At 68.7% G+C, this 24,011-nt stretch carries 22 protein-coding genes; 12 read left to right on the top strand and 10 right to left on the bottom strand.

Translation table 11 applies throughout. The annotated features are described in order from the left end of the window. Positions 1-26: 26 nt before the first annotated feature. Positions 27-1,448: a S28 family serine protease gene (locus A37U_RS0103400; protein ID WP_026196830.1), complete on the bottom strand. Its 1,422-nt coding sequence runs from the start codon at positions 1,446-1,448 to the stop codon at positions 27-29. Between the two features lie 304 nt (positions 1,449-1,752). Here A37U_RS0103400 and A37U_RS0103395 point away from each other — a divergent pair, with 304 nt between their 5' ends. Then, the gene (locus A37U_RS0103395; RefSeq protein ID WP_020495204.1) at positions 1,753-2,742 is read left to right on the top strand and encodes a TerC family protein; all 990 of its coding nucleotides are present in this window, start codon (positions 1,753-1,755) and stop codon (positions 2,740-2,742) included. On the opposite strand, the gene A37U_RS0103390 is transcribed toward A37U_RS0103395, so the two are convergent. The 3 genes from A37U_RS0103390 to A37U_RS0103380 form a co-directional block, all read right to left on the bottom strand. After that, positions 2,724-3,377: an RES family NAD+ phosphorylase gene (locus A37U_RS0103390; protein WP_020495203.1), complete on the bottom strand. Its 654-nt coding sequence runs from the start codon at positions 3,375-3,377 to the stop codon at positions 2,724-2,726. The two genes, A37U_RS0103395 and A37U_RS0103390, sit on opposite strands and share 19 nt — an antisense overlap. Positions 3,378-3,433: 56 nt before the next feature. Next, positions 3,434-4,018: a hypothetical protein gene (locus A37U_RS0103385; RefSeq protein WP_020495202.1), complete on the bottom strand. Its 585-nt coding sequence runs from the start codon at positions 4,016-4,018 to the stop codon at positions 3,434-3,436. Between the two features lie 285 nt (positions 4,019-4,303). Next, entirely contained in the window at positions 4,304-5,326 is a 1,023-nt protein-coding gene (locus tag A37U_RS0103380) for a bile acid:sodium symporter family protein (protein WP_420806220.1), read from the bottom strand. A gap of 93 nt (positions 5,327-5,419) precedes the next feature. On the opposite strand from A37U_RS0103380, the gene A37U_RS0103375 reads away from it, so the two are divergent. Beyond that, positions 5,420-6,265 carry a LysR family transcriptional regulator gene (locus A37U_RS0103375; protein WP_020495200.1) on the top strand — a complete coding sequence of 282 codons (846 nt, stop codon included), beginning with the start codon at positions 5,420-5,422 and terminating at the stop codon, positions 6,263-6,265. A gap of 163 nt (positions 6,266-6,428) precedes the next feature. Here A37U_RS0103375 and ftsY read toward each other — a convergent pair whose 3' ends face one another. Beyond that, entirely contained in the window at positions 6,429-7,862 is a 1,434-nt protein-coding gene (gene ftsY, locus A37U_RS0103370; RefSeq protein ID WP_020495199.1) for a signal recognition particle-docking protein FtsY, read from the bottom strand. Positions 7,863-7,914: 52 nt separating this feature from the next. On the opposite strand from ftsY, the gene A37U_RS0103365 reads away from it, so the two are divergent. After that, the gene (locus A37U_RS0103365) at positions 7,915-9,090 is read left to right on the top strand and encodes an anhydro-N-acetylmuramic acid kinase (RefSeq protein ID WP_026196828.1); all 1,176 of its coding nucleotides are present in this window, start codon (positions 7,915-7,917) and stop codon (positions 9,088-9,090) included. A 2-nt stretch (positions 9,091-9,092) separates the two neighbouring features. Then, the gene (locus tag A37U_RS0103360; RefSeq protein WP_020495197.1) at positions 9,093-10,643 is read left to right on the top strand and encodes a sodium:solute symporter; all 1,551 of its coding nucleotides are present in this window, start codon (positions 9,093-9,095) and stop codon (positions 10,641-10,643) included. Here A37U_RS0103360 and A37U_RS0103355 read toward each other — a convergent pair. The 3 genes from A37U_RS0103355 to A37U_RS0103345 are packed head-to-tail and all read right to left on the bottom strand — an operon-like array spanning position 10,627 to position 12,967. After that, the gene (locus A37U_RS0103355) at positions 10,627-11,214 is read right to left on the bottom strand and encodes an isochorismatase family protein (protein ID WP_020495196.1); all 588 of its coding nucleotides are present in this window, start codon (positions 11,212-11,214) and stop codon (positions 10,627-10,629) included. The genes A37U_RS0103360 and A37U_RS0103355 overlap by 17 nt on opposite strands. Continuing rightward, complete coding sequence (locus tag A37U_RS0103350; protein ID WP_020495195.1) at positions 11,211-11,684, bottom strand: CoA-binding protein; 474 nt, start codon at positions 11,682-11,684, stop codon at positions 11,211-11,213. The genes A37U_RS0103355 and A37U_RS0103350 overlap by 4 nt, the downstream gene beginning before the upstream one ends. Further along, complete coding sequence (locus tag A37U_RS0103345; protein WP_026196826.1) at positions 11,681-12,967, bottom strand: O-acetylhomoserine aminocarboxypropyltransferase/cysteine synthase family protein; 1,287 nt, start codon at positions 12,965-12,967, stop codon at positions 11,681-11,683. Before A37U_RS0103345 ends, A37U_RS0103350 begins: the two co-directional genes overlap by 4 nt. Positions 12,968-13,061: 94 nt before the next feature. Here A37U_RS0103345 and ssuE point away from each other — a divergent pair, with 94 nt between their 5' ends. Both ssuE and A37U_RS0103335 read left to right on the top strand, forming a co-directional pair. Beyond that, the gene (ssuE, locus tag A37U_RS0103340; RefSeq protein WP_040586453.1) at positions 13,062-13,613 is read left to right on the top strand and encodes an NADPH-dependent FMN reductase; all 552 of its coding nucleotides are present in this window, start codon (positions 13,062-13,064) and stop codon (positions 13,611-13,613) included. A gap of 70 nt (positions 13,614-13,683) precedes the next feature. Then, positions 13,684-14,715, top strand: a complete 1,032-nt coding sequence (locus A37U_RS0103335) for a trypsin-like serine peptidase (protein ID WP_020495192.1) — start codon at positions 13,684-13,686, stop codon at positions 14,713-14,715. Here A37U_RS0103335 and A37U_RS0103330 read toward each other — a convergent pair whose 3' ends face one another. Both A37U_RS0103330 and A37U_RS0103325 read right to left on the bottom strand, forming a co-directional pair. Beyond that, complete coding sequence (locus A37U_RS0103330; protein WP_020495191.1) at positions 14,716-15,483, bottom strand: crotonase/enoyl-CoA hydratase family protein; 768 nt, start codon at positions 15,481-15,483, stop codon at positions 14,716-14,718. Positions 15,484-15,505: 22 nt separating this feature from the next. Beyond that, positions 15,506-15,859 (bottom strand): DoxX family protein, encoded by a 354-nt coding sequence (locus tag A37U_RS0103325; RefSeq protein WP_020495190.1) that lies wholly within the window; start codon positions 15,857-15,859, stop codon positions 15,506-15,508. Positions 15,860-15,993: 134 nt separating this feature from the next. Here A37U_RS0103325 and A37U_RS0103320 point away from each other — a divergent pair, with 134 nt between their 5' ends. The 6 genes from A37U_RS0103320 to A37U_RS0103295 all read left to right on the top strand — a co-directional run bounded on the left by A37U_RS0103320 (position 15,994) and on the right by A37U_RS0103295 (position 23,982). Beyond that, positions 15,994-17,340, top strand: coding sequence for an ammonium transporter (locus A37U_RS0103320; protein WP_020495189.1), 1,347 nt, complete (start codon positions 15,994-15,996; stop codon positions 17,338-17,340). Then, entirely contained in the window at positions 17,337-17,675 is a 339-nt protein-coding gene (locus A37U_RS0103315) for a P-II family nitrogen regulator (RefSeq protein WP_020495188.1), read from the top strand. Before A37U_RS0103320 ends, A37U_RS0103315 begins: the two co-directional genes overlap by 4 nt. A gap of 214 nt (positions 17,676-17,889) precedes the next feature. Then, positions 17,890-20,220, top strand: a complete 2,331-nt coding sequence (locus A37U_RS0103310; RefSeq protein ID WP_051111537.1) for a [protein-PII] uridylyltransferase — start codon at positions 17,890-17,892, stop codon at positions 20,218-20,220. Positions 20,221-20,511: 291 nt separating this feature from the next. Next, on the top strand, positions 20,512-22,080 hold the full coding sequence (ffh, locus tag A37U_RS0103305) for a signal recognition particle protein (RefSeq protein WP_020495186.1): 1,569 nt from the start codon (positions 20,512-20,514) through the stop codon (positions 22,078-22,080). A 12-nt stretch (positions 22,081-22,092) separates the two neighbouring features. Further along, complete coding sequence (locus A37U_RS0103300; RefSeq protein WP_020495185.1) at positions 22,093-23,157, top strand: amidohydrolase family protein; 1,065 nt, start codon at positions 22,093-22,095, stop codon at positions 23,155-23,157. Between the two features lie 60 nt (positions 23,158-23,217). Continuing rightward, the gene (locus tag A37U_RS0103295) at positions 23,218-23,982 is read left to right on the top strand and encodes a CPBP family intramembrane glutamic endopeptidase (RefSeq protein WP_020495184.1); all 765 of its coding nucleotides are present in this window, start codon (positions 23,218-23,220) and stop codon (positions 23,980-23,982) included. The last annotated feature ends 29 nt before the right edge of the window (positions 23,983-24,011 follow it).

Genomic DNA, 24,011 nt, shown 5'->3' with positions numbered 1-24,011 from the left:
AGCCCGGTTGATCAGAGCCCGGTTGATCAGAGCCCGGGGCGCTTCGCCCGGAGCTCGTCGACCTCGAAGGCGGGGTCGATGCGCGGCGCGTGCCCGGCGGACCTGGCCGCGGTATCTACCCCGGCCCATGCGCGGACCAGCGACTCGGCCTTCGTGCGCTGCGCGGTGGGCAGCTGCGAGATGCTGGATCCGTGGTTCCCGCCGGGCACGTAGTAACGGTGGCAGTCGCGGGCCGCCCCGCCGAGGCCACAGTCGAACGGCTCGGCGCTCCACGGGTCGTACCCGCCGTAGACGTACAGCATCCGCTGCGACTGGGTGCGCACCCACAAGTCGATATCGGGCATGGCGAAGGGATCGAACCGCTTCGGGCGGACCTGCTTCGGCAGGAAGTTCTTGGGCTGGTCGAGCCCCGGATAGCGCAGCAGATCGCGCAGATAATCGTCGTAGGCCTCGGGAGAACCGAGCTGATACGCGGCCTGATAGTAGTACGGCACGAAGGACTGCAGTTCCTGATCGGAATAGGACAGCAGCGAACCGACCTTGTCGTAGAAGCCGTACATGGCCTCGGCGGGCGCGCCCTTCGGGGGAATCGCGCCGCATTCCTTCTTCGGATCCTGGTACTGCCAGAAACCGAAGTACGTATCGATCACCTGGGTCTCGAACGCTTTGTCGAGCGAGCCGATATTGCCGAAGGTTTCGTGTTTCTTCTCGGCTTCCGCGCGCATGAGGCTTTCGAGCTCGTCGCGGCGCTGCAGGGATTCCCGTTGGAACCTCTGCAGATCCGCCCGGCACTGCGCGTATTTCCGGCCGCCGACCTTCGCGAGGAACGGTTTGTAGGAATCGATCGAGTCGATCACGTCGTTCGGCGCGACATAGGGCACCGTTCCGGAGACATCACCCGGGAAGAACCGCCGGTGAAAGGTCGCCGTCATGCCGCCTTTCGAACCGCCTGTGGTGATCCAGTTCTTCGCGTAGACTTTTTTGAACGCCTTGATGATCTCGTGCTGATCGGCGGCGGCCTGCCAGATCGTGAGCTGTTTCGTCCAGTCCGGTTTCGCGGGAATGGACGGTGCGAAATACCGGTATTCCATGCTCAGCTGGTTTCCGTCGACCAGCGCGGTCGGTTCGGCGCGCGCCGGTTTCTCCGAGACCGCGTAGCCGCTGGTGTACATGACCATGGGCCGCGAGGTGTCCCGGTGCAGCAGGGTGAGCCGTTGCTGGAAGGTGCCTGCGGAGGGATCACGGTGATCGGCGGGCTGGGTGAACGTCAGGTGGAAGAACCGGTAGCCCTGGGGTGCCTTGGCCTCGTCGACCACGGTGAGCCCTGGGATGTGCTCGAGCTGTTCGCGGATGTCGGTGCCGCCCGCGCGTGCGGTCGCCGGGAGTGAGAGCGAGCCGAGCAACAACAAGGCGGCGAGGGTGAGAGCCACTCTGGCGAGCACGCGCATCGACACTCCCGGATACGGCGACGGATTGCGAGGAAGTATCACAGCAGCGGAGAGGTTCGCACAAGATTCACTTTCAACGCGGAGCGGCAGGTGATTTCGGTCGCCCTATGCCCGGTTTGCCCACCCCTCGGTGGCGGCCCGTGTCGGGATAGTTCACAATTGGTCGCAATGGAGGGGAGTACTCCCACAGCGGTGTTGTCGTCAGCACGGGGCCCGAGGATGGGCCCCCGGTAACGCCGGTCGCGGAATCCGCGGCGGAGGAGACCTCCGGTTATCGGTGCACGACCGTAGCCGGAGGTCTGACGTGGACGTACCCGTTTGGGTTTGGCTGGCCACCATCGGTGGCCTGATCGTGCTGTTTGCGGTCGATTTCTTCATCGTCGACCACAATCCGCACAAGGTGACGGCCCGCGAGGCCACCCGCTGGGTACTGTTCTACGTCGGCTGCGCGATCCTTTTCGGGCTCGGCGTACTGTATTTTTCCGGTTCGGATCCGGCGATCGAATTCTTCACCGGGTACATCACCGAGTACTCGCTCTCGGTGGACAATCTGTTCATCTTCATGGTGATCATGACGAGTTTCGCAGTGCCCTCGATTCATCAGCACCGGGTGCTGCTGATCGGGATCATCATCGCGCTGGTGCTGCGCGGCCTGTTCATCGCGGTCGGCGCGCAGCTGATCAATAACTTCGTCTGGGTGTTCTTCGTGTTCGGCGCGTTCCTCATCTGGACCGCGGTCGGCATGGTGCGCAAGAAGGATGAGGACGCGAACCCGGAGAACTTCGCGGTGCGGTTCGTGCGCAAGCTGTTCCCGGTCACCGAGGACTTCCACGGGCACCACTCGTTCGTCCGGATGCGCGGCAAGCGCTACATCACGCCGATGTTCGTGGTGATCATCGCGATCGGTTCGGCGGATGTGCTGTTCGCGGTGGACTCCATTCCCGCGATCTTCGGCATCACCCAGGAGGCCTACCTGGTGTTCGCGGCGAACGCCTTCGCGCTGATGGGTCTGCGCCAGCTGTACTTCCTGCTCGGCAGGCTGGTCGACCGGCTGGTCTACCTGTCCTACGGGCTCGCGGTGATCCTCGGCTTCATCGGGCTCAAGCTCGTCGTGCACGCGCTGCACGAGTACCACGCGGCCCCGGGCTGGCTGGACATCAACAACTGGGTCTCGCTCGGCGTCATCGTCGGCGTGCTCGGCGTCACCACGGTGCTCTCGCTGCGTAAATCGCGCGCCGACGAGGCGGCCGCGGAGCGGGACGGCAGCGAGGACGATCAGGTGAGCAGCACGTAGCCGAGCTGCTCGCAGATCCGGCCGAGCGGCACATCGAGACCGGGGTGGTTGAGCGGGGCGAGGAAGTCCGGCTGCCCGGGCAGCGTGTCCGCGGCCTGGGGTGCCCACAGGCACAGCGCGGGCTCCCCGGAGTCCATCGAGGACCGATACCAGAGCCCGTCGAGATCGGGGTAGGCCGAGCGGATGGCCCGTGCCCAGAGATGAGTGGTGGACTTCGGCCCGGTCGAGATGCCCTGGGAAGCGCCCGCGCGGGTCGGCCAGAGTCCGGTCAGGTCGAGCAGGCGCAGCGGGCGCTGCGGGCGCAGCACCACCAGGTGCGGTCCCTTGGTCACCCGGTCGACGGTCGAGGTGGTCTGGAAGACCTCGGCCACACTGGTGCGCACGCTGAGACCGAAGTAGAGGACCCCGACGTTCGGGTTGGTGCTCGGGCCGCCGTCCGGACCGGGCTCGTGCGGATCGAACCGGGCGTGCGGCAGCGGACCGAAGGTGCGGAACGCATTCCAGAACTGGGAATGCGTGCTGCGCGCGGTGAAGATCCGGGAGATCCGGGTCGTGTCGGACACCACGATCACGTCCTCGCCGCGCAGCAACTGGCGCAGGGTCGCGTGATCGGGTGGCAGGGGGAGCCTTGCCATCGCTTCAGGGAATCCTCGGGTCGAGCCTTACTCGGTCCTTGCTGACGCTTCCGTGATCAAATCGCGGTACCGAGCGTAGTGGCGAGGGCCGCGACCCGGTTCGGGTCACCCCCGGCGAGTAACCAGGCGCGGGGAGTACTCTGCTCGTTCTCGATCAACAGGTCCGGTTGGCTCGTGGACATGAACGTCGCGACCGCGAGCGGCGGCTGGTCCAGTGGGATGGCGGGGAGGACGACCTCGAGCCCGGGGAGCACGCCGCGTTCGGTGAACTGCCACGCGGGCAGCCGCCACACGCCCCCGTCCTTCCAGCCGGCGAGCATGCCGTCCATCAGGCGGTGCCGGATACGGCTGCCGTCCACTCCGATGCGTGCCGCCGCATCGGTCACGCTCAGCGCGCCGTCGCGCAGCACCGTGTGCGCGGCCACCGAACGGGCTCGCGGGTCCACGTCCTGATCGGCCGAGGGGGAGAGGTCGAGTCCGGCCTCGGTGAGGGCGGCGCGCTGCTCCGGGGTGAAGTACAGAGTCGGATCCGGGTGCGGCGGGATCAGCTTCTTCGCCGCGTCCACGAGTAGCGTCTCGAACCGCGCGGCCTCGACCCTCAGTCCGGCCTTCGCGAGCACCGTCTCCAACGCGATTGTCATATGCACAGCCTAACGCGATTGTGCGGGTTCGTGCGAACTTGTGCGACGATTCATAGGAAGTAGTACCGAACGCACGCGGTTCAACACCCTCGGTGGGGACTCGAGTACTGTAACTCGCGAACTTCTATGAAGAAAGCGCTGTCTGTTTCCGGAGCGGTTCAGCACACACCTCATGGGTGAGCGGAAATGCTACCCACGGTATTTCAATTATTGCAGGCTTGCGCGTGACGCACGGGAAGAAGCGCCGGTTTTTTCGTCTTTCCGCACCGAATGTGACGCGGTCGGCTAACCGGACCGGGTGGCCGCAATCCGTGCGATGCCGGGACTTTGGTCCTCGGCCCGCCTGCCGAACCGACCGGCGAGCCAGGCGCAGGTCATGAGTTGAATCTGATGGAACAACATCAATGGGAGCACGATGAGACCGACCTGATGTCCGCCGAATAGTACGGTGGCCATCGGGAGACCGCTGGCGAGACTTTTTTTCGAACCGCAGAACAGCGCGGTTATTTGATCACCGCGATTGAATTTCGCAAGCCGCCCGGCGAGCGTGGTGAGTCCGAGCATGATCGCGAGCAGAACCACGCATACCCCGATGAGGATGAACAACCTGTCAACCGAGAGCTTGCTCCAGACTCCCTGGGTTACCCCTTCGCTGAAGGCGGTGTACACGACGAGCAGGATCGAGCCGCGGTCGACGAGTTTGAGTGGTGCCGCGTGCGCGGTGATCCAGCCGCCGATCCAGCGGCGGGCGAGCTGGCCGGCCACGAACGGCACGAGCAACTGCAGCACGATGCCGAGGATCGAGCCGAGATCGAACGCGGCCCCGCCGCCGGACATGAGCAGCGCGATCAGCAGCGGGGAGAGTACGACCCCGAGCATGTTGGAGACCGAGGCGCTGCACACCGCCGCGGGCACATTGCCCTTGGCGATGGAGGTGAACGCGATCGAGGACTGCACCGTGGACGGCAGCACGCACAGGAACACGATGCCCAGATAGAGCTCGTTACTCAGCGCCCAGGGCACGAGAACGATCGAGGCCAGTCCGAGCAGCGGGAACAGTACATAGGTCGCCCCGAACACGGTCAGGTGCAGCCGCCAGTGCGCGAGCCCGCGGATCGCGTCCCTGGTGGAAAGCCGTGCCCCGTAGAGGAAGAACAGCAGCCCGACCGCGATGGTCGTGGCGACGGAGAACCCCTCCGCCGTGTGGCCGGAGGCGGGCAGCAGGGTCGCGATGCCCACCGTCGCCAGGATGGCGAGGATGAACCCGTCGATGCGCGTCTTGGTCAACAGGGTGCGACCGAACCTCAAAACCTGCACGTCACCATTGTCCGCGTATGTCTGGTGATTGGGAAGTATGATCACGACTCTAACTGCTATCGCGCAGTGCGATAAACTGGCCGTATGCTCGATCCACTGCTCTGCCGCACCTTCCTCGCCGTAGCCGAACACCGCAGCTTCACCGCGGCCGCCGGGCAGCTCGGTTGCCGCCAGTCCACGGTCAGCCAGCACGTGCGCAAGCTCGAGGCCGCGGTGGGCGCGACGTTGTTCGAACGGGACACCCATTCGGTCGTGCCGACGGTGGACGGCGAGGCGATGGTGGGTTTCGCGCGCTCGGTCGTGGAGACGGGGGAGCGGGCGCTGCGCCATTTCGCGGGCGCCCAGTTGCGCGGCAAGGTGCGGTTCGGCGCTTCGGAGGACCTGGTGTTCACCGCGCTGCCGGAGATTCTGCGCCGGTTCCGGGCGCACAATCCGCTCGTAGAGGTGGAGCTGACCGTCGAGCTCTCCGATGTGCTCACCGAGCGGATGCGGGCCGGGCGGCTCGACCTCGCGATCGGCAAACGGCTCCGTGACGCCGGCTACGGCAGGCTGCTCTGGCGCGACCGGCTGGCCTGGGTCGGCTCGGCGGCCACGGTGCTGGAGCCGGGCCAGTCGGTGCCGCTCGTGCAGTACCCGAAGCCGAGCGTCACCCGGCAGCTCGCGCTCGAGGCCCTGGAACGCGAGGGGATGTCCTGGCGTTCGGTGTGCCGCACGAGCAGCCTGATCGGCCTGCGCGCCGCGGCGCTGGCCGGGCTGGGCGTGATGCTGCACGCGAGCTCGCTCATCCCGGACGGGCTGGTGGAGCTGCCCGGCTCGATGGGGCTGCCCGCGCCGGACGAGATCGAGTTCGTGCTGCTGTCCAAGGACGCCGAACCCGAGGGACCGGCCGCGGCGCTCGCCGAGGCGATCGGCGAGCGGCTCGGCCGGTAGTAGAGCATGTCTGGGGACTCCATGTCCTGCTGCGCGGGTTCAATCGGTGCCTCGCGGCGTTGTCGTCAGTCGCCATAGAACCCCGCTATGGCTCCTTCCTCCGCCTTGCGATGCATCCGATCTGACTCCCGCTCGCGACGGACGAGAGCCCCCAGACACACTCTCAGTTCGCCAGCAGCGCGTCGACGAAAGCGGCTGGTTCGAAGGGGGCGAGGTCGTCGGCGCCCTCACCGAGGCCGACCAGCTTGACCGGGACCCCGAGTTCGCGCTGCACCTGGAACACGATGCCGCCCTTGGCGGTGCCGTCCAGCTTGGTGAGCACGATCCCGGTGATGTCCACGACCTCGGCGAACACCCGAGCCTGGGTGAGCCCGTTCTGCCCGGTGGTCGCGTCGAGCACGAGCAGCACCTCGTCGATCTTGGACTGCTTCTCCACGACGCGCTTGACCTTGCCGAGCTCGTCCATCAGTCCGGTCTTGGTGTGCAGCCGTCCCGCGGTGTCGATCAGCACGGTGTCCACTCCGGACTCGCCGCCCCTGCGCACCGCGTCGAAGGCCACCGAGGCCGGGTCGGCGCCTTCCTTGCCGCGCACGGTCTCCGCGCCGACCCGCTGCCCCCAGGTCTCCAGCTGATCGGCGGCCGCGGCACGGAAGGTGTCCGCCGCGCCGAGCAGCACCGACCGTCCCTGTGCGACGAGCACCCGGGCCAGTTTGCCGGTGGTCGTGGTCTTGCCGGTGCCGTTCACCCCGGCGACGAGCACGACTCCGGGCCCGCCCGCGTGCGGGAGCGCGCGCACGGCCCGGTCCGCCTCGGTGTCCAGCGCGGTGACCAGTACCTCGCGCAGCGCCGTGCGTGCCTCGGCCGCGCTGCGCACGCCGCGCGTGCTGATCGCGGTGCGCAGTTTCTCGACCACCTCCATGGTGGTCGCGGAGCCGAGGTCGGCCAACAGCAGCGTGTCCTCGATCTCGGTCCACGAATCCTCGTCGAGATCCCCGGCGCCGAGCAGGCCGAGCAGTCCCTGACCGAGCGTGGACTGGGAGCGGGAGAGGCGCCCGCGCAACCGTTCGAGGCGGCCCTCGCTCGGCGCGATCTCCTCGCGCGGCGCCGCTTCCGGCTCCGCTTCCGGCGCGGGCTCCGCCTCCGATTCCGCCTCCGGTTCCGGTTCCGGCGCTGGTTCCGGCTCCGGCTCGGGTTCGGGGGCGGTTTCGGGTTCCGGAGCTTGTTCGGGAAGACCGACGTCCACGATCCCGCGCTGCTCGGAGTCGCGCGGCACGGCGGCGTCGTCACCGACCGTGGGCTGACCGTCGACCTCGGTGCGCTCGGCGACCGGGTGCTCCTCGGCCGGTTCCGCGGCGGCCGGGTGCTCCTCGGCGACCGGCGGTTCCGCGGTCGCGGTCGAACCGGAGGCGAGGTTGAACCCGGAGCTGGCCGTGTAGCCCCCGCTCTTCTGCTGCGGTGTCTCGGTGAGCTGCTGGTCATCACGGATGCTGATGCGCCGCTTGCGCGCGAGGACGAGGCCGAGCACGACGGCGAGCGCCAGCACGACGACGACCACCGCGATGATCACGATCAGGGTTGTAGTGGACACGCCGCCCATCTTGTCATCCTCTTCTGCGACGGCCCTCGCACCTGGTGTAGAAAGCTCATTCGTGCGTGTTCTCGGAATGCAGTCGGGTACCTCGATGGACGGCGTGGACGCCGCGGTGCTCGAGATCGAACCGGTGGCCGAAGGGATCGAGCTGCGCCTCGGTGCGAGCCGGACGGTGCCCTATCCGGACTGGCTGCGTGCCGAACTGGGTTCGGCGGTGGCCGGTGCCGCGCTCGACGCGCGAACCCTGTGCCTGCTCGACACCGAGCTCGGCAAGGTGTTCGGCTCGATCGCGGCGGAGTTCGACCGGGTCGATCTGGTCGCCTCGATGGGCCAGACGCTCTATCATCTCGTCGAGGACGGCAAGACCAGGGGAACGCTGCAGCTCGGCCAGCCCGCCTGGATCGCCGAGCGCGCCGGGGTTCCGGTGGTCGCCGATTTCCGGCCGCGGGATGTGGCCGCGGGTGGCCAGGGTGCCCCGCTGGTCCCGGTGCTCGACGAGCTGCTGCTGCGCGGGTTCGGCGGATCCGTCCCGATGGCGTGCGTGAACATCGGCGGGATCGCCAACATCACCGTGGTCGCGCCGGGTGGACCGACCTTCGGTTACGACACCGGGCCGGGCAACGCGCTGCTCGACATCGCCTGGGAACAGGGCGGGGACCAGGGGAGTCCGTACGACGTGGACGCGGCGCTGGCCCGGACCGGTGCGGTGCACGAGCCGATGCTGCGCGCCCTGCTCGAGGATCCCTACTACGCGCGGCGCCCGCCGAAGTCCACCGGCAAGGAGTACTTCGACGCGCGGATGATCGGGCCGTACCGGGAGCTTCCGCTCGCCGATCTGCTCGCCACGCTGACCGAGCTCACCGCGATCCCGATCGCGCGGGCCTGCGCCGAGCACCGGGTGGCCGAGGTGCTGCTCTCCGGAGGCGGGGCGGCGAATCCGCTGCTGTGCGCGCGGATCGGGGAACACCTTCGGGGGAAAACCGTGGTGCGCACCAGCGCGGAGGCCGGGCTGCCGGTGGACGCGAAGGAGGCGGTACTCGCCGGTTTGCTCGGTTGGCTGACGTGGCACGGGGTTGCGGGTAATGTGCCGTCCGCGACCGGGGCGGATGCACCGAGAGTGCTCGGCTCGATCACGCCCGCGGGAACGGGTGCGCGGCTCGGTGAGCCACGCCCGGGACCGCCGGAGTGGCTGCGGGTCGTAGCAACCAGCGAAGGGGAAGGCACAGGGAGGTAGCCGTGAATCCCATCGATATCGCCATCATCGTGGTGTACCTGCTGGCGATGCCGCTGATCGGCATGTTCTTCGGCAGGAAACAGAAATCCTCGACCGACTACTTCATCGGGGAACGAAATCTGCCCTGGGGCGCGGTGATGCTGTCCATCGTCGCGACCGAGACATCCACGCTGACGGTGATCTCCACCCCAGGTCTGGTGTGGACGGCGATGGGGTACAACGGACTGACCTATCTGCAGCTGCCGTTCGGGTACATCATCGGGCGCATGCTCTCGGCGTTCATTCTGCTTCCCCGGTTCTTCTCCGGGAACCTGCAGACCTCGTACGCGTTCCTCGGCAAGCGGTTCGGCCCCGGGATGCAGGGCGTGTCCTCGGTGGTCTTCGTGGTCACCCGGCTGCTGGCCGAGGGTCTCCGGCTGTTCGCGGGTGCGATCCCGATCAACCTGATCTTCAAGACCTACGGCGTGCACATCAGCTACTGGCAGATCGTCGCCGTGCTCACCGCGCTGACCCTGGTGTACGTGCTCGTCGGCGGAATCCGTGCCGTGGTCTGGGTGGACACCATCCAGATGATCATCTACCTCGGCGGCGCGCTCGTCGCGATCGGTGTGCTCGCCACGAAGCTGCCAAGCGGCTGGTGGGGCGCGGCCTCCCAGCAGGGGCTGTTCAAGGTGTTCGACTTCGACTCGGGCATCGTGCACATCCTCACCAGCCCGTACGCGTTCGTCACCGCGGTCGTCGGTGGCGCGTTCTTCGCGATGGCCTCGCACGGCGCGGACCAGCTGATCACCCAGCGCGTGATGGCCTGCCGGACCCTCAAGGACGGCCAGAAGGCGCTGATCGGCAGCGGGTTCGCGGTCACCATCCAGTTCTTCGTGTTCCTGATGGTCGGCGTGATGCTGTGGGCGCATTTCGGCCAGCACAAGCTCGCCGAACTCAAGCAGCTGATTCCGGGGATCAGCAGCAGCGACGACATCTTCCCGAAGTTCATCGTCAGCGAGCTGCCGGTCGGGGTCTCCGGCCTGCTGATCGCGGGCATCCTGGCCTCCACGATGGGCGCGCTCGCCTCGGCGATCAACTCCCTGGCCAACTCCACGGTCATCGACATCTTCAAGAGTTTCACCAAGCACGAGCCGAGCGAGTCGAGCCTGCTGCGCCGCGGTCGCATGTGGACGATCGTGTGGGGCGTGGTGTTCTTCTGCTTCTCGCTGCCGTTCAGCTCGGACAAGGATCCGGTGATCCAGAAGGCGCTGAGTATCGCGGGATTCACCTACGGCGCACTGCTCGGCGCGTTCCTGCTCGGGATCTTCGTGAAGAAGGCGCGCCAGCTCGACGCGATCATCGCGTTCATCACCACGGTCGTGGTGGTCGCCGTGCTCGCGCTCGCGGTCACAGTGGACGGGAAGGCTATCCAGTTCCCGCTGTTCGTGCTGTTCGGGGTGATCATCACGCTGGTGGTCGGCGGGCTGCTTTCGTTGCGGCACAGCGGACCCGATCCGCGCACCCTGGCCGAACCGGAGCCCGAGCCGGAACCGGTCAGCGCGGGCGAGTGAACCGGACCTGTCCGGCGGCGGCCAGGATCTCGACCTGGTCGCCGAGGGACCATTCGGCCGTGCGCGCGGCCAGGACGGCGGGCACCGGATCGGTGTCCCCGGGCGCGGGCGGAATGTCGTAGGTGGCGTGCGCGTCGTGCGGGAGCACCACGCCATAATCCTGGTCGAGTGCTTCCTCCACGGTGGCGCGCACGCACATCTCGGAGAGCACCCCGCACACCGCGATGCGCTCGACTCCCTTGGCCTGCAACAGGTCCCCGAGTTCGGTCTGGTAGAAGCCGTCGTCGGTGGTCTTGCGTACCACCGGTTCGCCCTCCACCGGAGGGAAATACAGCCGCCGGCCGGGCGCTCCCGGTTCGTCCGGTTCGCCCGCGGTGCCGTCGTTCTGCAACTGCACCACGAAGGCTCCCGAGCTGCGCGCCCGGTCCAGCAGCGCGGAAACGGTGCGCAGCAAGGGAACCGCCGCGGGCACGGCGCCGTCCCCGGTGACGAAGGCCCGTTGGAGATCGACCAGCAGCAGCGCGGCGACCGGCTCGACCGTGTCTCGTGATTCGCTCGCGGGCTCGCTCACGAAGGACGGCGCGAGTCGATCACGCCGGTGTCGAACCCGGCCAGGTGCAGCCCGCCGTGGAACCGGGCGTGCTCGATCTTCACGCAGCGGTCCATGACCACGTCGAGGCCCGCGGCGCTGGCCCGCTCGGCGACCTCCTCGTGCCAGAGCCCGAGCTGCAGCCACAGGGTGCGCGCTCCGGCCGCGATGACCTCCTCGGCCACGGCGGGCAGATCCTCGTGCCTGCGGAACACCGAAACGAGATCGGCCTGCCCGGGAACCTCGGCGAGGCTCGGATAGACCGGTTTGCCGAGCAGTTCGGTCAGGGTCGGGTTGACGAACGAGACCTCGTAGTCGCTCGAGGCGAGCAGATAACTGGCCACGAAGTGACTCGGCCGGGCCGGATTGGCCGAGGCTCCGATGATCGTCACCGCGCGGGTCCGGTTCAGGATCCGTTGCCGGGCAAGGGCTCCCGGTGCCTGCCAAGTCATACTACGACCGCCTGTTCCAGTGCCTGATCGATATCCGCCAGGATATCCTCCACATCCTCGATGCCGACCGAGATGCGGATCAGGTCGGGCTCCACCCCGCCGGAACGCAGCTGTTCGTCGGAAAGCTGCTGGTGTGTCGTGGAAGCGGGGTGGATCACCAGCGTGCGGGCATCGCCGACATTGGCCAGATGGCTGGCCAGCCGTACCGATTCGATGAACTTCCGGCCCGCCTCGCGTCCGCCGCGCACTCCGAAGGCGAACACGGCGCCCGGGCCTTCGGGCAGATAGTGCGCCGCCCGTTCATGATGCGGGTGCTCGGGAAGTCCCGCGTAGCGCACCCAGGCGACCCGTGGGTCGGCGGCGAGTTCACGGGCCACCCGGTCCGCGTTCGCCACGTGCTCGGTCATCCGCTGCGGCAGCGTCTCGATCCCTTGCAGCAGAAGGAAAGCCGAATGCGGGGAGAGCGCGGGGCCGATATCGCGCAGCTGTTCGGCACGTAGCCGGGTGCAGAACGCGTACTCCCCGAAGTTCTCCCAGTACTTCAATCCGCCGTAGGAATCCACGGTCTCGGTCATCGCGGGGAATTTTCCGTTGCCCCAGTTGAATTTCCCGGCCTCCACGACGACCCCGCCGAGCGTGGTGCCGTGCCCGCCGAGGAATTTCGTCGCCGAGTGCAGCACGATGTCCGCGCCGTGCTCGATCGGGCGGCACAGGAAGGGAGTGGCCAGGGTCGCGTCCACCACGAGCGGAATATCGTTGGCATGCGCCAGATCCGCGAGGGCTTCGAGGTCGGCGATGTCCCCGCTCGGATTGCCGACCAGTTCGGTGAACAACAGTTTCGTGCGCTCGGTGATCGCCTCGGCGAACGTGTCGGCCTCACCGCCGACGAAGCTCGTCTCGACCCCGAACCGGCGCAGCGTCCCGTCCAGCTGGGTGACCGTCCCGCCGTAGAGCCCGTTCGAGGCCACGATGTGATCCCCGGAACCGGCGAGCGCGGCGAAGGTGAGGAATTCGGCGGACTGTCCGGAAGCCGTGGCCACCGCGCCGATCCCGCCTTCGAGGCTGGCCAGCCGTTCCTCGACCGCGGCCACGGTCGGATTCCCGATGCGCGAGTAGACATTGCCGTACTTCTGCAACGCGAACAGCGTTGCCGCGTCCTCGGTGTCGGAGAACACGAAACTGGTGCTCTGGTAGATCGGCACCGCGCGTGCCCCGGTACTCGCATCCGGGCGCCCACCGGCGTGCAAGGCGCGCGTGCGGAAGCCCCACTGTCGATCACTCACGCTGCATACTTGTCACCGGAAAGCCTGTTCGTCAACCCGACCAGCCACTGAGATCGGAGTCCGACACGATCGGATTCCGGTTAGCGTGACGAACATGCCTACCGTGTTGGCGCTTTCCTCGAGTCCCTCTCGGTCCTCGCGTTCGGCGGCGGTCGCGGAATATGCCGTCACCGCACTGCGCTCCGGCGGGGTCGACGCGAATCACCTGCGGTTACGGGAGCTGGATCCGAGCCCGTTGCTTGCCGCGGACACCACGCATCCCGAGATCGAATCGGCGGTGCGCGCGGTCGCCGAGGCCGACGGGATCCTGCTCGCCACCCCCACCTACAAGGCCGCGTATTCCGGACTGCTCAAGGTGTTCCTGGACCTGCTGTCCCAATTCGCGTTCGCGGGCAAGGCGGTGCTGCCGATCGCGACCGGCGGCAGCCCGGCGCACGTGCTCTCGCTCGACTACGGACTGCGCCCCGTTGTGCACTCGCTCGGCGCATGGCACGTGCTGCAGAGTCTGTTCGTGCTGGACAGCCAGCTGGACGAGGCGCTGCGCCCGGGAGAACAACTGCGCAGCACCCTGGAAGGCGTGCTCGGGGACTTCACCCATGCACTCCAGGCGCCCAGCCGCACCGCCACCATCGCCCGTTCGGCCTAGGGATCGCCTCGAATCGGTTTGGGTGGCGCGCTTCACCGATGCTTGACCTGACACCGCTAACTTGTGGCCTGTGCAACGAACGCGAGCGGTCTCGGCCCGGATTTCCCTGACTCTCACCGCCGCGGCGTGTACCGCGGGGCTGGCCGCGCCGGTGTTCGCCGGGACCGCGGACAGTGTGGCGGCGAAGACCCTGGCCGGGGACTCGGCGGCACAGCAGAAGGTGCTCGACTACTGGACACCGGAACGCATCGCCGCCCTCACCCAGCCGCCCTCGGACAATCCGCCGAAAAGCGGTCCCGATGGTGCACCGTGGACAGGGCACGACGAGATTCCCGCGACGGTCGGCCGGTTGTTCTACACCGACCACGGCGAGGACGCCTCATGCACGGCGACCATCGTGCACAGCGCCAATCGCAGCACCGTGGTCACCGCGGGGCACTGCGTGAACAACACCGACCTGATCGGCGAGAACAATCAGTGGAACGCCAACCTGATGTTCGTTCCCGGCTATCGCGACGGTAAGGCCCCGTACGGGAAATTCGTCGCGCGGTTCGGTTTCGCGGACAAGACCTGGCTGCGCAACGACCAGCAGCACCAGCGATTCGACGCCTACGATCAGGGATTCCTCGCGCTCGGCGGGAACGAGCGCGGGCAGTCGGTGCAGGACGCGACCGGAGCAGCGCAGGACATCGGCTTCGACAAACCGGGTACCGCGCCCGTCGCCCAGTTCGGCTATCCACGCGCGGCATCGGACCCGGACCGGGAGGGCCTTCCGGAATTCCGCGGTGACCGGCTCGCCTACTGCCACGGCGATCCCAGGGAATACCCGGGTACGGCCGACCGCCCGGAACCGAAGGGGTTGTGGGGCACCGACTGCGTGATGGGCGGCGGATCGAGCGGGGGACCGCGGATCGCGGAACTCGACCCGAAGACCGGTCGCGGTGTGGTGGTCGGCGACAACGAGAAGGCCGGATTCTTCGACGAGGCGGGGAAGGTCTGCCCGACCGGAAAGACCGAGCACTGCCGCCGCTATCTTCTCGGACCGCAGTTCGGCACCGCGATCACCGAACCGCTTTTCGAACGCGCCCAGCACGCGTCCTGATCAGGGCGCCGAAAAGTCTCCGTGCCGTCCCGCGCCCTCGGCGAACCGGCTCGCCCCGGCGAGGCTGTCCGCGGCGAACGAGACCATGCCGTGCGCGAACTCGCCGGTCAGGGCGGTTTGTTCGTCCAGTCCCTCCTGCTCGAGCGCGGAGAGCCGGTCCTGGCGCAGGCAGGTCTGCGGGAAGGCAGCGAGACTCGCGGCCAGTTCCATCGCCGCGGAGTACGCCTGGCCCTGCGGCACCACCCGGTTGGCGAGGCCGATCCGCCCGGCCTCCTCGGCGCCGACCGGGCGGCCGGTCAGGATCATGTCCATGGCCACGCTGGCACCGATGAGCCTGGGCAACCGCACGGTTCCGCCGTCGATGAGCGGGACACCCCAGCGGCGGCAGAACACACCGAACACCGCGGTCTCGTCGGCCACCCGCAGATCCGCCCACAGCGCGAGTTCGAGCCCGCCCGCGACCGCGTGCCCGGACACCGCGGCGACCACGGGTTTGCCCAGCCGCATCCGGGAAACCCCGAGTGGGGCGTCGCCGTCCGGGGCCACCCGGTTACCCGATCCGTTCGCGACCGCCTTGAGGTCGGCGCCCGCGCAGAAGGCCTCGCCGTGGCCGTAGAGCACGGCGACGGCGGCCTCGGGATCGGCGTCGAAGGCGCGGAACGCCTCGGCGAGTTCCTCGGCGGTCGCCCGATCGACGGCATTGCGTACTTGGGGGCGGTCGATGCCGATCGCGGTGACCGCCCCATGCTGATCCACGGTGATGTTCATCGAGCCGGGTCCTCCTCGGTGCTCAGGTGACGAGTTGACTGATCAGGCAGGCGAGCGCCAGTACCCCGGAACCGGCGGCCGGGGCGAGCGCGGGCAGGTCGTCCTTGGCGCGCAGGTGGAAGGCGAGCGCGCCGAGCATGAGCAGGACCAGCCCGGTCGCCGCGAGCACGCCGATGGTGCTCCAGATCAGCCAGCCGAGCAGCACACCGGCCGCGCCGGCCAATTCGCAGCCGCCGATGAGCCGGTACACCCGCGGCGGAAGGCCGAACCGCTCCGCATCGGCGATCGAGCGTGGATTCCCGGACACCTTGGCGCTGCCGGTGAACAGGAACAGACCGGCGGCCGCCATGGACAGCACCGCGTCGATGGTGGACACCCCTCGAGCGTAGCGCGGATGTAACCCCGGAAACGGGTCCGTTCACCTGTCCGCAACATCGGGCGCCCGTTCGTGAAACAGCGGGCGCTCACGCTGTCTGGCAACGAACGTCCGATGACGACAGAGGTGGTTCGGTGAACAGTGGCGATACGGCCTGGGTGCTGGTCTCGGCCGCACTCGTGCTGCTGATGACGCCCGGGGTCGCGTTCTTCTACGGCGGCATGGTGCGCACGAAGAGCGTGCTGAACATGATCATGATGTCGGTCGGCGCGATGGGGGTCGTCGGCGTGCTCTGGGTGCTGTTCGGGTACTCCATGGCCTTCGGCAACGATGTGGGTGCCGGGCTGCTCGGCGACCCGGGGGAGTTCCTGGGGCTCGCCGGGCTGCTCGACCCGAAATCGCTGCACGGTACCATTCCCTCGCTGGTGTTCGTCGCGTTCCAGGCGATGTTCGCGATCATCACCGTGGCGCTGATCTCCGGCGCGATCGCCGACCGTGCGCGGTTCGGACCGTGGCTGCTGTTCGCCGGGCTCTGGGCGACGATCGTGTATTTCCCGGTCGCGCACTGGGTTTTCGCCTTCGACACCGGGGACGGCAAGACGGTCGGCGGCTGGATCGCCAATCAGCTCAAGGCGATCGACTTCGCGGGCGGTACCGCGGTGCACATCAACGCGGGCGCCGCGGGCCTCGCGCTGGCCCTGGTGCTCGGCAAACGTCTGGGCTGGCCGCGCGAACCGATGAAACCGCACAACCTCACGCTGGTCATGCTCGGTGCCGCGCTGCTGTGGTTCGGCTGGTTCGGGTTCAACTCCGGTTCGGCGCTCGCCGCGGACTCGGCTGCCGCGGTCACCATGGTGAACACGCTCGTGGCCACCTGCGCGGCGATGCTCGCCTGGCTGGTCGTGGAACGCATGCGGGACGGGAAACCCACCACGCTCGGTGCCGCGTCCGGGATCGTGGCCGGGCTGGTCGCGATCACCCCCGCGTGCAATGCGGTCACCCCGATCGGCGCGCTCGCCATCGGTGCCATCACCGGGGTGCTGTGCGCGCTCGCGATCGGGCTCAAGTACCGGTTCGGTTTCGACGATTCGCTCGACGTGGTGGGCGTGCACCTGGTCGGTGGTTTCTCGGGCACCGTGCTCATCGGGTTCTTCGCCTCCGCTGCCGCACCCGCCGGGGTGGACGGCCTGTTCTACGGCGGGGGAGCCGATCAGCTGTGGCGCCAGGCGGTCGGTGCGCTCGCGGTCTTGGCGTTCTCCTTCGTGCTCAGTACGGTGATCGGACTGGCGATCAGCAAGACGATCGGGTTCCGCGCGGACCGCGAGCACGAGGCGGGCGGCATCGACGAGGCCGAGCACGCCGAGAGCGCGTACCAGTTCGGCGGAATCGGCACCGGACGCAGCGGGTTCGCCCGCAGGACCGCACCGGGGCCGCCGGAGAGGGCCGGTTCCGCGAAGGTCACCGAGGGGAGCAGCTCATGAAACTGGTCACCGCGATCGTCAAGCCGTTCACGCTGGACGACGTCAAGGAAGCACTCGAACGGCTCGGCATCCTCGGGATGACGGTCTCCGAGGTGCAGGGCTACGGACGGCAGAAAGGGCACACCGAGGTCTACCGGGGCGCGGAGTACTCCGTCGACTTCGTGCCGAAGGTGCGGGTCGAGGTCGTCGTGGAGGACGAACAGGTCGACAAGGTGATCGAGGTCGTCGTGGACGCGGCGCGCACCGGCAAGATCGGGGACGGCAAGGTCTGGTCCACCCCGGTCGAGCAGATCGTGCGGGTACGCACCGGGGAGCGCGGCGCCGACGCGCTCTGAGAGTGCGTCCGGGAGCTCTCGTCCGTCGCGAGCGGGTGTCCGGCGTGGATCCGGTGTCCTGCGGGACGCCCGCACCCGAGGCAGTGGACGTTTCCGCGGTGATCGAGGGCAAGGCATGCCGTGCCCGCCAACGTTGTTTCGCGAAGGTACTTCGCCGACGTCTCGCGAAGGTACTTCGCCGACGTCGCAGCGCGGCAGGACAGGGATTTCTCAGATGTGCTCCAAGGAAACGGGGGCGGGCGTGGACCGTGCCGATTCGGCGCACGATGTGGTCCGGGTGCGGGAGAAACTGATCGGTCAGCTCGGCGGCGCCGAACTGCGCGCCGCGCTCACCGAACTGTTCGAACTGTGGCTGGCCGGACACGCGCGCGGCTGCGGGGTGGACCGGGACGGGCTGGCCCTGGTCGCGGTCGGTGCGCTCGGCCGCCGCGCGATGCACCCCTACTCCGATCTGGACCTGCTGCTGGTGCACGAGGGCCGGGGATCGCGGGTGGAACGGATCGCCGAGGCCCTGTGGTACCCGATGTGGGACGCGGGGATCGGGCTCGATCACGCGGTGCGGACGGTACGCCAGGCGTGCCGGATCGCGGCGGGTGATCTGCGGACCGCGTTCGGGCTGCTCGAAGCGCGCCCGCTCGCCGGGGACGGTGCGTTGGCCGAACGGCTGCGCACCGAGGCGCGGGCGCAGTGGCGTGCCTCCGCGCGCACCCGGGTCGGTGAGCTCGCCGAGGCCAATGCGGCGCGCTGGGCCCGCGCGGGCGAGCTGGCGCAGCGGGCCGAGCCCGACCTCAAACATGGCAGGGGCGGGCTCCGCGATGTGCAGATCCTGCGCGCACTCTCCCTCGCCCAGTTGGTGGACCGGCCGTCCGGGGAGGTACTCGCCGCCCGGGACCTGCTCGCCGAGGTGCGCACCGAACTGCACCGGGTGACCCGCAAGCCACGGGATGTGCTGCGCGCCCAGGACAGCGCCGAGGTGGCCGCCGCGCTGCGGATGGGGGACCGGTTCGAGCTGGCGCGGGCGATCTCCGGCGCGGGCCGCACGATCGCGTACTCCCTGCAGGTCGCGATGCGGGCCGCCGGACCGGGCCCGGGCAAGGCGGTCCGGCGCACCCCGCTGGAGGACGGGGTGGTGCTGCACGGCGGGGAGGTCGCGCTGGCCAAGGGTGCCGCCCCGGGTACCGATCCCGCCCTGCTGCTGCGCGTGGCCACCGCGTCGAGCACGGCGAACGCGCCCATTTCCGCGGGAACCCTGGCCACGCTCGCTCAGCGGGCCCCGGAACCCGCCGGCCCCTGGCCCGCCGCGGTGCTGCGCGGATTGCTGTCCCTGCTCGGCTCGGGCAACGGGCTCGTCGAGGTGGTGGAAGCGCTCGATCGCACCGGACTGTGGGGCAGGCTCTTTCCGGAATGGGGCGCGGTCCGGGATCTGCCCCCGCGCGAACCGCCGCACCGCTACACCGTGGACCGGCACCTCGTACAGACCTGTGTGCAGGCGGCCTCGCTGGTCACCACGGTCGCCCGGCCGGACCTGCTGCTGCTCGGCGCGCTGGTGCACGACATCGGCAAGGGGCGCTGCGGGGACCATTCGGTACTCGGCGCGCGGCTGGCCGCCCAGATCGGTGCACGTCTCGGGCTCGCCGCGGTCGATGTGCACCGGCTCGAACTGATGGTGCGCCATCACCTGCTGCTGCCGCACACCGCCACCCGCCGCAACGTCGCCGATCCGGTCACCGTGGCCCGGGTGGCCGAGGCGGTCGGCGGGGATGTGGTGCTCCTCGAGCTGCTGCGGGCGCTCACCGAGGCCGATTCGCTGGCCACCGGGCCGGGCATGTGGAGCGAGTGGAAACGGGCACTGGTCGCCGAACTCGTCGACGGGGTGCGCGCGGCCATCGCGGGCACGATGCCCTCGGCGCGGCGGAGCCGGACCGGGACCGAGGACGCCGTGTTGCGCAGGGCGCGCGAGCACCGCGGTATCGAGCTCGTACTGGAACCGGGTGCCGCGGACGCGGAACTCACCATCGCCGCACCCGACCGGCCGGGGTTGCTGTCCAAGGTCGCCGGGGCGCTGGTGGTGCACGGGGTGCGGATGCACGCGGCGACGGTCGGCACCGAGGACCGGTTCGCCGTGCAGTCCTTCACCGTCGGGCCACGATTCGGTTCCCTGCCCGACCCCGCGGCGCTGCGCGAGACCCTGCGGCTGGCAGTCACCGGAACCCTCTGGCTCGCGGACAAGGTCGCGGCCAAGGAGCGGGATTATCCGCGGCCACGGCAGGAGTCCGCCCCCGCGCACGTGCTCTGGTTCGACGACGAGGCGAGTGACGCCACCGTGCTCGAACTGCGCGCGATCGATTCGGTCGGCCTGCTCTACCACGCCACCACCGCCCTCGAGCAGCACGAACTCGATGTGCGCTGGGCACGGGCGAGCACGCTCGGCCCGACCGCGTTCCTCGCGGTGTGCCTGGTCGATGTGGCGGGCGTGCGCCCGGGACCGGGGTTGCGCGCCCGGGTGGAGGCCGCGGTGCTCACCGCGGTCCGGGAATCCGCCTAGCGGTCACTGAGTAGAACTACTCAGCCGATTCGAGTGCCATCACGGTATTGCGGGGTGCTCGCGGACGGCAGAGTAATGGACGCGGGCACGGCAGGGCACGTGAAACGGCGCGGGGGACGGCGGCGAGAGGGGACGGCGGCCGGCACAAGGGAGAGGTGTCCTGCGGTGCTCGCCCATCGCGGTGGAGCGGGGCAGACGAGGGGTGTCCCGCTCCGCCGTGCACCCACCCGCCCGGGTCTCGGCTACCCTCGTGGACAGCAGTCAACCGATGCGACCTGGAGTGGCTCACCCGTGTTCGACACACTGTCCGACCGGCTCACCGGCGTCCTGTCCAATCTGCGCGGCAAGGGCAAGCTGACCGACGCCGATATCGACGCGACCGCGCGGGAGATCCGGATCGCGCTGCTCGAGGCCGATGTCGCGCTGCCCGTGGTGCGCTCCTTCATCTCCGGGATCAAGGAGCGCGCCAAGGGCAAGGAGGTCCATGCCGCGCTGAATCCCGCCCAGCAGGTCGTCAAGATCGTCAACGAGGAACTCGTCGGCATCCTCGGCGGGGAGACCCGGCGGATCAACCTCGCCAAGACCCCGCCGACCGTGATCATGCTCGCCGGTCTGCAGGGTTCCGGTAAGACCACGCTCGCGGGCAAGCTCGGCCGCTGGCTCAAGGGCCAGGGGCACGCGCCCATGCTGGTGGCCTGCGATCTGCAGCGGCCGAACGCGGTCACCCAGCTGCAGGTGGTCGGGGAACGGGCCGAGGTCAGCGTGTTCGCCCCGGAACCGGGCAACGGTGTCGGCGATCCGGTCGACGTGGCCCGCCGGGGTATCGAGGAGGCGAAGCGCGCCCAGCACGACGTGGTCGTGGTGGACACCGCGGGACGGCTCGGTATCGACGAGGAACTGATGCGCCAGGCGGCCGACATCCGTGCGGCGGTGAGTCCGGACGAGGTGCTGTTCGTCGTCGACGCGATGATCGGTCAGGATGCGGTGACCACCGCGGAGGCCTTCCGCGACGGGGTCGGGTTCAGCGGGGTGGTGCTCACCAAGCTCGACGGTGACGCCCGGGGTGGTGCCGCGCTTTCCGTGCGCGAGGTGACCGGCCAGCCCATCCTGTTCGCTTCGAACGGGGAGAAGCTCGAGGACTTCGATGTCTTCCACCCCGACCGGATGGCCAGCCGCATCCTCGGCATGGGCGATGTGCTCACCCTCATCGAACAGGCCGAACAGGTCTTCGACGCACAGCAGGCCGAGGCAGCAGCGGCCAAGATCGGCACCGGGGAGCTCACCCTCGAGGACTTCCTGGAGCAGATGCAGGCCATCCGCAAGATGGGCCCGATCGGCAACCTGCTCGGCATGCTGCCGGGCGCGGGCCAGATCAAGGATCAGCTCGCCGCGGTCGACGACAAGCAGCTGGACCGGGTTCAGGCGATCATCCGCGGTATGACCCCGACCGAGCGCGCCGATCCCAAGATCATCAACGGTTCCCGGCGCGCCCGCATCGCGCGCGGTTCCGGTGTCGAGGTGCGTGAGATCAACGAGCTGGTCACCCGGTTCTTCGACGCCAAGAAGATGATGTCGCAGATGGGCGGCCAGTTCGGGCTGCCAGGGGGCGGGCGCAAGGCCACCAAGTCGAACAAGAACACCCGCAAGGGCAAGAAAGGCAAGAAGGGCAACAACAAGGGACGCGGTCCCGCCCAGCCCGGCGCGCTGCCCGCGGGGCTCGGCGGTATGGGCGGCGGCATGCCCGACCTGTCGAACATGCCCAAGGGACTCGACCAGCTGCCCCCCGGCCTTTCCGGGCTCGACCAGCTGCCGCCCGGCTTCGACCCGTCCAAGCTCGACTTCGGCAACAAGAAGAACTGAGCGATGTCCGGAATGCGATTCGCGGGCACCGTGCTGCCCGATGGTGAGCAGCGCGAGGTGTTCGTCGTCAACGGGCGGATCACCACCACCCCGGTCCCCGGCGCGCCGACCGTGGCCGACGGCGGGTACCTGCTCCCCGGGCTCGTGGACGCGCACTGCCACATCGGCATCGGTCCGGACGGCGGTGTCGACCTCGAGGAGGCGCAGCGGCAGGCGCGGACCGAGCGCGAGGCGGGCGTGCTGCTCGTGCGCGACTGCGGGGTTCCCATCGACACCACACCGCTGCAGCGCAAGCTCGAGCTGCCGCGCATCGTGCGCTCCGGGCGGCACATCGTGCGCCCGCGCCGCTACATCCGGGGACTGGGCACCGAACTCGAAGATCCGGCCCAGCTGCCCGGCGCCGTCGCCGAACAGGCCCAGTCCGGTGATGGCTGGGTCAAACTGGTCGGGGACTGGATCGACCGGGATGCCGGTGACCTGGCGCCGCTGTGGCCCGACGAGGTACTCGCCGAGGCCATCGCGGTCGCGCACGAACACGGGGCCCGGGTCACCGCGCACGTGTTCGGCGAGGACGCCCTGCCTGGACTGATCGCCGCGGGTATCGATTGCATCGAGCACGGCACCGGGCTGACCGCGCCGACCATCGAGGAGATGGCCGCGCGGGGCACCGCCCTGGTGCCCACCCTGATCAACATCGAGAACTTCCCGGACATCGCCGATTCGGCGAGCCGGTATCCGGTCTACGCCGCGCACATGCGGGACCTGCACGCGCGGGTGGACCAGACCATCGGGGCGGCCATCGAGGCCGGGATCCCGGTGTACACCGGCACCGATGCGGGTGGCGGGATCGAACACGGCCGCATCGTGGACGAGATCGAGGCACTGCACCGGTGCGGGATGAGCACGCACGCCGCGATCGGGGCGGGAAGCTGGGCGGCCCGCGACTGGCTCGGATACCTGGGGATCGCCGACTACGCGGCCGCCGATCTGCTCGTCTACGACACCGATCCCCGCGAGGATCTCGGTGCGCTGCGCAAACCCCGGCACATCGTCCTGCGTGGCCGGCTGATTCGCTGACATGGCCCAGACGCGCTCGTGGCCTAGGGTGTCCGGGGAGCGTGGTCAGAGGAGGGATACGTGGATGGAAAGGCATCCGCCCGATTGCCGTACCGGTTCCACAGCTGGGCAGAACGGGTCCGTGCGATCGCTCGTCCACTCCCCGAACACCGCTGGGGGCTCGGCGCGTTCCTGATCGTGCTGGCGATCTACATTCTTTCCGCCGTGGTCATCTCCGCGGCACTCGCGCCACGCAACCGGCCCGCCTCGGCCACGGTCGCGCTGATCGCCACCATCGCGCCGACTCTGCTCGCCGCCGCCACCGCGCTCGGGTTCGCCGCCCGGCGCGGAAACGGACCGCGGATCGACTTCGCGCTCCGGCTGCGTCCCGGGGAGCTGCGCACCGGACTGCGCTACGGCGGGCTCGGCATCCTCGTCACGGTCGCCGCGGTGCTCGTCTGGCAGCAGATCGTGGGGGAGAACGCCACATCCGCGGTCGGGGTGCTCGTGGTCAAGGGCGATTTCTCGGTGCCGCAGGCCGTGGTGCTCTTCCTCTACACCTTCCTGCTCGGACCGGTCTGCGAGGAGATCATCTTCCGTGGCCTGTGCTGGGGAGCGCTCGCCAGATGGGGGCCGATCACCGCCTGTGTGCTCTCCACCGCGATCTTCGCGGCCAGCCATCTGGAACCGGCGCGCACCCTGCTACTGCTGGCGATCGGGGTGCCCATCGGACTGGCGCGGCTGGTCACCGGTTCGACCGGGGCCAGCATGGTCGCCCATCAGGTGAGCAATTTCCTGCCCGCCTTGGCGTTGCTGTTGCTGTCCACGAGAGTATTGTCGGCATGACCGCTGTGCTGTCCCGATCGAGCCTTCCT

It is taken from the genome of Sciscionella marina DSM 45152 (assembly GCF_000379465.1).
In the GTDB taxonomy this organism is placed as follows: Bacteria; Actinomycetota; Actinomycetes; order Mycobacteriales; family Pseudonocardiaceae; genus Sciscionella; species Sciscionella marina.
Note: the sequence above shows the minus strand (reverse complement) of the source record. Positions and strands in the feature narration are given on the sequence as shown.